12 protein-coding genes and 1 tRNA gene are annotated in these 9,197 nt (G+C 37.5%); 5 read left to right on the top strand and 8 right to left on the bottom strand.

From position 1 onward, the window contains the following. Window positions 1–1,274: 4Fe-4S dicluster domain-containing protein (locus AC1DO4_RS27125; protein ID WP_477420896.1), on the bottom strand; the 1,274-nt coding region annotated here is incomplete at its 3' end. Window positions 1,275–1,481: 207 nt separating this feature from the next. Here AC1DO4_RS27125 and AC1DO4_RS27120 point away from each other — a divergent pair. Beyond that, window positions 1,482–1,554, top strand: a tRNA-Phe gene (locus AC1DO4_RS27120). Window positions 1,555–2,052: 498 nt separating this feature from the next. Here AC1DO4_RS27120 and AC1DO4_RS27115 read toward each other — a convergent pair. After that, on the bottom strand, window positions 2,053–2,433 hold the full coding sequence (locus tag AC1DO4_RS27115) for a helix-turn-helix domain-containing protein (protein ID WP_477420895.1): 381 nt from the start codon (window positions 2,431–2,433) through the stop codon (window positions 2,053–2,055). Window positions 2,434–2,573: 140 nt separating this feature from the next. Here AC1DO4_RS27115 and AC1DO4_RS27110 point away from each other — a divergent pair, with 140 nt between their 5' ends. After that, window positions 2,574–3,314: a hypothetical protein gene (locus tag AC1DO4_RS27110; protein WP_477420894.1), complete on the top strand. Its 741-nt coding sequence runs from the start codon at window positions 2,574–2,576 to the stop codon at window positions 3,312–3,314. A gap of 25 nt (window positions 3,315–3,339) precedes the next feature. Here AC1DO4_RS27110 and AC1DO4_RS27105 read toward each other — a convergent pair whose 3' ends face one another. The 4 genes from AC1DO4_RS27105 to AC1DO4_RS27090 all read right to left on the bottom strand — a co-directional run bounded on the left by AC1DO4_RS27105 (window position 3,340) and on the right by AC1DO4_RS27090 (window position 6,011). Beyond that, on the bottom strand, window positions 3,340–3,783 hold the full coding sequence (locus tag AC1DO4_RS27105) for a hypothetical protein (protein ID WP_477420893.1): 444 nt from the start codon (window positions 3,781–3,783) through the stop codon (window positions 3,340–3,342). 324 nt (window positions 3,784–4,107) lie between these two features. Then, window positions 4,108–4,611 (bottom strand): hypothetical protein, encoded by a 504-nt coding sequence (locus AC1DO4_RS27100; protein WP_477420892.1) that lies wholly within the window; start codon window positions 4,609–4,611, stop codon window positions 4,108–4,110. 411 nt (window positions 4,612–5,022) lie between these two features. Beyond that, complete coding sequence (locus AC1DO4_RS27095) at window positions 5,023–5,748, bottom strand: SOS response-associated peptidase (protein ID WP_477420891.1); 726 nt, start codon at window positions 5,746–5,748, stop codon at window positions 5,023–5,025. A gap of 26 nt (window positions 5,749–5,774) precedes the next feature. Further along, window positions 5,775–6,011: a hypothetical protein gene (locus AC1DO4_RS27090; protein WP_477420890.1), complete on the bottom strand. Its 237-nt coding sequence runs from the start codon at window positions 6,009–6,011 to the stop codon at window positions 5,775–5,777. A gap of 60 nt (window positions 6,012–6,071) precedes the next feature. Between AC1DO4_RS27090 and AC1DO4_RS27085 the strand changes: the two genes are divergently transcribed. After that, a complete protein-coding gene (locus tag AC1DO4_RS27085) occupies window positions 6,072–6,344 on the top strand; it encodes a hypothetical protein (RefSeq protein ID WP_477420889.1) in 273 nt (90 codons plus the stop codon). Here the strand turns inward: AC1DO4_RS27085 and AC1DO4_RS27080 are convergent. Then, window positions 6,333–6,566 (bottom strand): hypothetical protein, encoded by a 234-nt coding sequence (locus AC1DO4_RS27080; protein ID WP_477420888.1) that lies wholly within the window; start codon window positions 6,564–6,566, stop codon window positions 6,333–6,335. The two genes, AC1DO4_RS27085 and AC1DO4_RS27080, sit on opposite strands and share 12 nt — an antisense overlap. A gap of 83 nt (window positions 6,567–6,649) precedes the next feature. On the opposite strand from AC1DO4_RS27080, the gene AC1DO4_RS27075 reads away from it, so the two are divergent. Together AC1DO4_RS27075 and AC1DO4_RS27070 are read left to right on the top strand one after the other, a co-directional pair. After that, on the top strand, window positions 6,650–7,759 hold the full coding sequence (locus AC1DO4_RS27075) for a S1/P1 nuclease (protein ID WP_477420887.1): 1,110 nt from the start codon (window positions 6,650–6,652) through the stop codon (window positions 7,757–7,759). A gap of 10 nt (window positions 7,760–7,769) precedes the next feature. After that, window positions 7,770–8,024: a hypothetical protein gene (locus AC1DO4_RS27070; protein WP_477420886.1), complete on the top strand. Its 255-nt coding sequence runs from the start codon at window positions 7,770–7,772 to the stop codon at window positions 8,022–8,024. Between the two features lie 109 nt (window positions 8,025–8,133). Here AC1DO4_RS27070 and AC1DO4_RS27065 read toward each other — a convergent pair. Next, window positions 8,134–9,197: hypothetical protein (locus AC1DO4_RS27065; RefSeq protein WP_477420885.1), on the bottom strand; the 1,064-nt coding region annotated here is incomplete at its 5' end.

Raw genomic sequence — 9,197 nt, 5'->3', positions numbered from 1 at the left:
CTGTCAGCCTGGCTATATTTCCAGGGGGCGCCGTTGTTTTCTACATTGCCAAACATGTTATTCAGGCTGGCAGGGGCCTGCGATTCTTCCATCACGATATAGCGGCGCATTTCGGTAATAATCTCCAATGGGTTAATGTTTACCGGACAGGCCTCTACGCAGGCATTACAGGTGGTACAGGCCCATAATTCTTCCCGGCTGATATAATTATCAAGCAAGGCTTTGCCATCGTCATAGTCTTTCCCATGCTTATCCAGGTTATTTCCTACTTCGGTGATCCTGTCGCGGGTATCCATCATGATCTTGCGGGGAGATAATAGCTTGCCGGTAATATTGGCCGGGCAAACACTGGTACACCTGCCGCACTCGGTGCAGGTATAGGCATCCATCAGGTTTTTCCAGCTGAGGTCGGTTACATCTTTAGCCCCGAAACGACCGGGAGTTGTAGCCTCGGGTACAAATGCCGGGTCCATCATCGCTTTTACCTCGTTGGTTACCGATGCCATATTGGTGAACTTCCCTTTTTTATCCAGGTTGGAATAGTAAGTGTTCGGAAAAGCCAGCAGGATATGAAAATGTTTGGAATAGGGCAGGTAGTTTAAAAATGCCAGGATCCCGGTGATATGGAACCACCAGCATCCGCGCTCGGTCATTTCCAATGCGAGGGCATGGCCGGGTAACAGCGGGGCAATAAAACTGCTTACCGGGAAACTGCCCGCCTGGAGGTAATGCCCCACATGAAGCGCCTGTAATTTGTAATCGGCGGCATTCATGGTTAAAAAGGCGGTCATGAGTAATATTTCGATGACCAGGATATAGTTGGCATCCGATTTGGGCCATTGGGTCATCTCCTTACCGGCGAAACGCTTTAAGTGCATGATATTTCTCCTGGCCAGGAAAACCACACAGGCAATAAGTACCAAAACGGCCAGCACCTCAAACCCGCCGATCAGGAATCCATATAAACTTCCCAGTGGTTTTGAAAATATCCTGTGCGAGCCAAACAAGCCATCCACCATGATCTCCAGCACCTCGATGTTGATGAGCACGAAGCCTGCATAAATAAAAATATGCATTACCGCGGCCAAAGGGCGTTTCACCATTTTGCTTTGCCCTAAGGCTACCCTGGCCATCGTTTTCCAGCGCAGACCAGGCTGATCGCTGCGATCGGTATCGCGGCCCAACAGGATATTGCGTCGTATTTTACCCGCGTTTTTGGAGAACAGGTAAACAGCGGCAACAAATAGGATGAGAAATAGTAGCTGTGCAATCATTATGCGTGCATAGTAGTTTTTTCAAAGTTAAACGAATTGTTGACACAGAAAAAAGTTTTCAGAACGAAAAAAAACACAGAAGCTAAGTAGTTGATTTATTGGGGAATTATTTAAAACAAGAGCCCACGCCACCATAAATTCAAACTTTTTTCAAAAAATAATTTCCAAACCCGAAAAAGAAAACTACATTTGCACTCCTCAAAAGGAGGTATCATAGCTCAGTCGGTAGAGCAAAGGACTGAAAATCCTTGTGTCGCTGGTTCGATCCCAGCTGATACCACAACAATCAGAAGCCATTTAGTAATTTACTAAGTGGCTTTTTTGCGTTTAAAGGCCTTTTTAGCTTCAAAATGCAGGTTTTTAAATTCTGTTAATTAATCTCTTTGGTTTGGTTTGACCGATCAATGCAGCATAGACCTCCCCTATTTCACTATAAATATAGCCCATTTGGCACACTTTTGGCACGTTTTGAAGCTATCTGCAAGGTAATACTTGGATTTACTTCCAGTTTGGTGTTCATTTCATTCCGTATTTGATTAAGTGAATACATAATTATAAAGCCCCTACAGGTTTGGTGCGATAAAGCAAGAAAGGAAACGGAATAAATGGACTGTGCGCTGCTAGTGGGTTTATGCCGTAGTCTTTCATGCGCTTCAGAAGCACCAGCCCTACCTTTGCTGCATAATTATATAATTTCCCCTCCCCAATGTTTTCGTTACCGGATATTTAAGACAGTGAAATATCTGTGTATAACCCCTAATTTTTTACTGTCTTAGATTTACTTCCGAAAATTCGATCTATCAACTCTCACAGCTTTACGTTTTTCCTGACGATTGGCTAAATAATTTATGGCTTCTTGTTCAATTTCCTTATTGCTCATAACTCGGTTTTGCTGTAAGTAATTATCTATGTCCTCTCTTTTAAAATAAATACGCCCACCAGTCGGCTTATAAACAGGGAGGTCTCTGTTGAAACTCATTTTATATAAAGTCGACTTTGATATTCCCATAAAGTCAGCAGCCTCCGTAACAGTCAACATTTCCTTATTTAAAGGAGTATCAATTGACTCAACCGTACCTAACAATGTCTCGATTTTGTTTAACTTCTCTAATATCAATGCCACCATTTCAGGTAACTGATCAAACGTTATCTTTTCCATGATTCAGCTTTAATAGATAACAATTGAAAGGACATTGGGTTTAAAATACATTGACTTACCAGTAGAGGCATTACTATTAAGACAGTAAATAATTAGTGTATAACCCCTGAAAATTAGGTGTCTTATTTATAGATTTGGAAATGCCTAACGACACGTTAACGCAACTGTTCGACTTTTTAAAAAGTAACAGAATTTATAATAAAGAAGTACAACAGTCATTTTATAAATCTGTAATTCTCCCGTATGATTCGCCTAATGATAAAATAATTTCATTGTTGCACCATGTGGCAAATACTCAATCGCAACCTAATATTGATAAGCTATATGTTTTCTATAAACAGATTCAAGATAATTATGAGAGCCTATCTACATTTAAAGGGTTTGTTGAGTTTTTAAATCCAAATCAGGCCATCACTCCAAATTATGCCGATGTATTTAATGGTCTGTTTAACTCAAGTGGATGGGGGAATAAAACGGCAGCTCTGTTAGTCAAATCAATATATCATTTGCATAACGGTGATTACCCACCAGAGTTAAGAATTTGGAACGATGCTCCATCAACTATAAATCTTGAAAGGTTTTATTTACCTGTTGATGCAGTTATCCAATTTATTTTTGAAGAAGCAAAGGTTAAATGTAGATACGATTTCAATGGCATTAACAACCACTTATTTAAGTTGGGCATTTATCCAGGCGATTTAATGGAGATATGGGACGATCTTTGGTTTTGGGGATTTATAACGCAAAAAATAGTAAATGAAGTTCGAACTACAGGTTGGAATGAAAGGAAATATTGGGCTTTACTTCACACCAATAAGTCTAAAACGGTTATAGATGACATTAGAGAAAAGGTAGATATTTTTATGAGCATTATTCATTAAATCTTGATAATTTGAACTTGACATGTTAACATTGCCCATTATCTTCAGAATTGACTTTATCTATTTTTTGGGGTAAAATGGCTATTGCACAAATTGAATCCGATCTGTTGTCAGGATCTGCCAGTCGATTTATTGATGCTATAATTCCTTCCACATCAATGCACTGATTAATGTAAATGGTTAATAAATTTGGTAGTGATTGTGAACTAGTCGGGATAGTGTAATAAAAAAAAATAGGTGGAAAACACATTTCAATTCCATTTATTGATCTCGAAGACACCTTTATAGACATGGAAGCAATAATTTCATCGTCTTTTATATCGAGTACAGTTCCACGAATTTTTATTTTTTTATTATTAAATTTTTGAGTTTGTGCAAGATTAAAATGCTTTAATTGCAATGTTGTTAGTGCAAACGCAGAAGGTCCTAGCTGTGCATAATCCTCAATTATATCATCAATTGTAACCATTGGTCGTTCTGTTATAAATTATTGATAAAACATAAGCCCAATGTGAATATCATTGTGAATATGCTTATTTAAGAATGGTCAGGTTGTTTGTATAAATATAATCGATTTACCAATAACAACCAATCGTCCTCACAGTGAAGAACTTTATATAAAGTTACAAGCTGATATGCATTTAGTAAAGGATGAACTCCTTATAGATTTCTCTATAAAGAGTAATTAACCGGGTGATTAATCTAAGAATGTGTATTTATAAGGGAATTATCATAAATCTCCCTGGTGTCAAATCTTAATCATCCTTTGGTGAAAGATAGTTAATTAGAACTTTTACTTTTTATCATATCTGTGTATAAATGCACTATTTAACTGGGCGCCATATAATTTAGCCTTAGGTGCAAATGTTTCACTTAAAATAGCACTTTTACTAAAATCATCTTCAACAGTTTTCATCCATTGTATACCAGTTTCTGAATCGATATTGAAGTAGCTTTTATTATTTAAAACGGCATCGTAACTATCAAGCATATATTCAGCAATTGCTTCTAATTTGGGCCTATTCGATATATAGCCAGTATCATCTTTAAGTTTTTTCGGGTCAGCATATAAATACTCCTTTAATTTTGGATTGTCTATAAATGCTTTATCTGTTTCAAGTGTCCAAGCATACGTTTGAAGGTACGTACTTGTGCTTGCAACTTTCTCACTCGACCTCAAACTCAAAATCACTAAGGCAAAGCCAGCAATAGTAAAGAATAGACCTAACCCTGAGATAATAAATGTCAGGTGTTGTGAAAAAGATAGGGCTTCCCACTTCTGTTTAAAAGTTTCCATTTTAACAATTTAATAAGGTGTATAATTAGGTTGATTAGTTCATTTGAATTTACTTCTTGCAGACTCCACATGTTAAACCCTGTTTAGCACAACGCTTACAGTATTTACAGTTCTTGCAAGCCCTACAGGGACTGTCGCCTTTACAAGTTGCATAAGTTTTAGTTGATGTTGTTGCGCTGCTTGCACTTACTAATGATCCGGCAGCAACGATTAGGATGAGAAGGTATTTCTTCATGATTGGTTAGGTTGGTTGCGTAAATATAACTGATTTACAATTACATTCACTTCCAGGCAATAACTTTTCTTTCCAACAGTGGCATATTCTTAGGTTAGTATGTTCGCCAACATAACAAGTTCGTTAGCAACTTACTTCCAATACCTTGATACCAACTGACGGTGAACAACGATTGGTTATTGTAATGATGACAATTCAGGATAATCACATACTTCAATAACGCGTTCCTGATTTGATGATTCCGTTCTACTGGTTATCAGCTTTGAAATTGTATGTGCTGTTAACATATCGTCTTCCAATGGTACTATAAGATTATTGATTTCTTCCTTCATCAAATCTGGTTTTAACCACATTCTTTCCATATCCGGGCGAAGTATCAACGGCATACGTTCCTTAGAGTTATGAATTTTCTTCATCAATGAATTGGCATCAGTAGTTAAGATGGTATAGGTTCTTAATATCTCATCAGTTTCAGGGTTCTTCCAGTGTGAGTATATCCCGGCAAACGCAAACGGTTCTTTGTCCTTCATATAAATATGATGCGGGTACTTTTCTTTTCCGACGTGCATCCATTCGTAAAATCCATCAGCCAGGACTAAACACCTTTTTTTTCCTACATATTGTTTGAATGATGGTAAGTCAAAAATGGTTTCACCTCTGGCATTAAGTGTTTGATTGCTTAGCTTTTTGGCATCTGCTGCGGTCTTTACCCAATGTGGTATCAACCCCCAATTATATAAATTAATGGCCTCCGGTTCATCTGCTGTGATTACAGGCATAAGGTTATGAGCGAACCCATCAGTATGGTACACCGGGGTATATTCGGCTTCTGGTTTAAATTTAACGTGGAAACGCTCTTCCAACTTTCGCTGATTGACTTTAACTGAATAATGATAACACATAATGAGTTTATTTAAGTAAGATAAAATCACATAAAATGGTTTTCAATGCGTTGCCCTATTTCATCTATTAATGATTGTGATGTGGGTTTACCACTCCATAAAAACCAATAGCAATCATCACCTAATTTAATTTCAGCAACCCTTATACTGTTAAAAAGGATAAAGTAAGATTCATCATTAGCAAAGGCTTCACAGTAGATCAACCGGGTTGAAACCTGTAGCCCAAAGCCCAGAGATGGTGTATCTATTTCAATTTTCTTCAAAAACATTTGGATTGCTAAATTAATTAGTATATTTGAACTAAGAGATTGATATATAAAGTTATGAAAAATCTTAGAAATAAAATCAGACCAAACAACGCTTTAGACGCAAGCGTACTTTCTCCAGGGGAAACAAGCGAATTAATCGAATTTATGCCGGATATTGATTTAGATGAATCGAACTGCACCCCTGAAACATTAGCATACCTAAATAGACCAGATGAAGAATCAGGAATGTCTGATGAAGACTGGAAGGCAATGTATGCTAAACGTGTTGCAGAAGGTTATTATGAAAAGAATAAACGTGAAATACCTGATAGTGAACTACCTTTTTAATTGTTCATCTATTCGTTCGCCAAGGGCTTGAACATCATCTAAAGTTAGTTCATCCTGATTTACGTGTAATCTTTTCCATTGATTATTACATTTAACTATTGAGCCGTAGCAATAGTTATCAATGAAAATCATATAGTAGTCACGACCCATACCTTCGGGTGCTATAATAGCAACGTTAACACGTTCATTACCTATTACTGCTGTAAATTTCAGATTAAACATCACAATACAAAGCTATGCTAATTTTATTAGTATTTTGACAAATAAAGATTTCAATCATTGAATTGCTTTTATACTTTTGCTTTATGAGAAAACAGTTATCAATTGCGGCAATCATAGCCCTATCAGTAAGTTTGATTTCATGGGGTTTTAAAGGCCATAGGGCTGTTGCCACCATTGCACAGAAACATCTAACGACAAATACAGCTAACGTTGTCACGGCCTATCTTAAAGGTGGTAGTATGACCGATGTAAGCACCTGGGCAGATGAAAACAGGGATGCAAAAACAGCACCATGGCACTATCTGAATTTACCCATAGGATTGAACCACGAACAATTTGTTGATTCAGTAAGCAAACAAGGCAGTGACAACGTTTACTCTGCGATATTGAAAGTTGAAGCTATCCTTAAAGATAAAACGTCAACGCTTGCTCAAAAGAATGAAGCACTGAAATATCTAATTCATCTTGTAGGAGATGCCCATCAGCCCATGCACGTAAGCCGCAAGGAAGATAAAGGCGGTAACACTATTCAGCTACAATTTGATGGTAAAGGAACCAACCTGCATAGCTTGTGGGATAGCAAGCTGATCGACCATGAAGGATTAAGTGAAGCGGATATTGCGAAACAATATGATTGGGCCAATGAAACACAGGTTAAGAAATGGCAAGCTGATAGTCCAATGGAATGGCTTTGGGAGAGTTACCAAATCAGTAGTGAGTTATATGGCGATGTGAAACCAGGACAATCTATTGATGATGCATATTATAAGAAGTACATTAAAACTATTCACTTGCGGATTGACCAAGCAGGTGTACGGTTAGCCGGTGAGTTAAACAGGTTGTTCAATGATGTTGCTGCGCCTAAAATAGATGTGCCTGCAATGCTCGCGAACAATGCGACTAAAGACATCATATCTGAGGCACCTCTTAAAGAAATTGGTAAGGCGATAGGGAATGTTGTTAGCACGAGTGGCAAAGTTTACGGAGTTAAAGACATTGGTAGCATGGTGTTAGTTAACTTGGGCGCTGCCTATCCGAATCAATTGCTAACTGTAGTATTAAAAGGTGACGCTAAACAATTGGCTTCCCAAATCGAAGGTAAAACCATATCAGTTGAAGGTAAGGTGATTGATTTTAAAGGCAAGCCTCAGATTGTTATTACAGAGTCCCAATATTTAAAAATTGTAAAGTAGTTAATTAGATATGAAGAACTTCAAGGTAGATGCTGAAGGCGCTGAGTTTGAATTTATAACTATGCACGTAAGGGAGGTAAAGCTATTTCAAGTATATGTAATGCATGATGGCAAGAGAACTCGTTTTCATATGCAAGCAAATCCAGACGATGACTTTTATATCACTGATAAAGATCATTGCCCGATTGAATATCATAAAGCGGAAGAACTTTTAAGTAAGGCTATCCAAATCTACGGTGGTGCAGACAAACCAACCGATATTTAACATTATTAAAGAATGCAAACGCCAAGCTGATTAAGCCTGGCGCTTTAAAGAATTACCTTTTGAACGTTTATATTTTCAAATTTTACAGCTATTGGGAAGCAAAGTAAAATTAGTTTATCCTAATATAATAATAGACTGAAATGTTTCTTGGCCTTGTTTCATCAACCGTTCCGGTGTCACTCGTCGGACTACCTGATACTGTACCTTGCCCAGCGTTATTTGGTTGAACTGCTCCTGCAAAACTACTACCAGGAAAATCCCAATGTACTCCACTATAATAATTGATACTATGATTATGTTTTTTAAATTCGTCAGGCTGGAACTCCCCGACTTTAGTGGGTCTAGTATTCATGTGGTCTTGCGCTACTACCGTTTGTTCTTTGAGGTCAAATTGATTTAAACCTCTTAAAAATAGTCCACGTAAATCTGGAACATTGGTTTGTGAAGAAATGGCTTCATACCTAGATTTGGGTACAGATCGTCCATCAGCAGGGGACCATTTACTTTTTGCAGATGTCCATAAATTCCCAGCGCCCAATTCGTTATTTCTTGTTGCTAAATTGAATTGATCAAAATCTAAAAATGAACAAATGACAGAACCTACCGGAGACTCTGAATTTGACTCAATACTTTCTGCACTAATTTTCTTTACTATACTACCTTTATTTGTTTGCAGGGAAACTATCAGTTCCTTTTTCGGATCACGAATTGCTGTTACTGCGGTTTGCTTATTTAATTGCTGACCTTTTAGAAGATTATTTACAACGTTGCTGTTGTCTAGTTGTGTAGTTCCACTGACTATGCTGAACGATTGTACTGTCGGCAAAGCGTCAGTAAGATCGAGTGGAAGATAGTTTATGATGAAACTTACACTATTGTCGGAAGAAATTGCAGTAATCGAAAATCCGACACGAGGGTTTATACAATCTGAATAAATTTGGGCTAAATCGGTATTAGGTACATCATTTATTAATACTGATAAATAATCTTTACTAACAGTAAAGTTCTTGTCAGAGGTTATTTTTTGTTTAAACTTTGTAAATTCGTCATCCGACGCATTTGCTCCAAGAGTTACTGGGACCCCTTCAATTGGAACTGTAATAGACCCACCCCAGCTTCCTCTTTTTAAATCCTCTCGAAAGGTATTAGTTAATAAATAATCCCTAAAACAAC

The organism is Mucilaginibacter sp. P5_A6, from assembly GCF_056400585.1.
Note: the sequence above shows the minus strand (reverse complement) of the source record. Positions and strands in the feature narration are given on the sequence as shown.

What these genes read in the sequence shown, in the direction of transcription:
- AC1DO4_RS27080 (WP_477420888.1), bottom strand. Translation starts at nt 6,566, where the DNA reads ATGTTTAATCTGAAATTTACAGCAGTAATAGGTAATGAACGTGTTAAC.
- AC1DO4_RS27085 (WP_477420889.1), top strand. Translation starts at nt 6,072, where the DNA reads ATGAAAAATCTTAGAAATAAAATCAGACCAAACAACGCTTTAGACGCA.
- AC1DO4_RS27100 (WP_477420892.1), bottom strand. Translation starts at nt 4,611, where the DNA reads ATGGAAACTTTTAAACAGAAGTGGGAAGCCCTATCTTTTTCACAACAC.
- AC1DO4_RS27095 (WP_477420891.1), bottom strand. Translation starts at nt 5,748, where the DNA reads ATGTGTTATCATTATTCAGTTAAAGTCAATCAGCGAAAGTTGGAAGAG.
- AC1DO4_RS27105 (WP_477420893.1), bottom strand. Translation starts at nt 3,783, where the DNA reads ATGGTTACAATTGATGATATAATTGAGGATTATGCACAGCTAGGACCT.
- AC1DO4_RS27075 (WP_477420887.1), top strand. Translation starts at nt 6,650, where the DNA reads ATGAGAAAACAGTTATCAATTGCGGCAATCATAGCCCTATCAGTAAGT.
- AC1DO4_RS27115 (WP_477420895.1), bottom strand. Translation starts at nt 2,433, where the DNA reads ATGGAAAAGATAACGTTTGATCAGTTACCTGAAATGGTGGCATTGATA.
- AC1DO4_RS27070 (WP_477420886.1), top strand. Translation starts at nt 7,770, where the DNA reads ATGAAGAACTTCAAGGTAGATGCTGAAGGCGCTGAGTTTGAATTTATA.
- AC1DO4_RS27110 (WP_477420894.1), top strand. Translation starts at nt 2,574, where the DNA reads ATGCCTAACGACACGTTAACGCAACTGTTCGACTTTTTAAAAAGTAAC.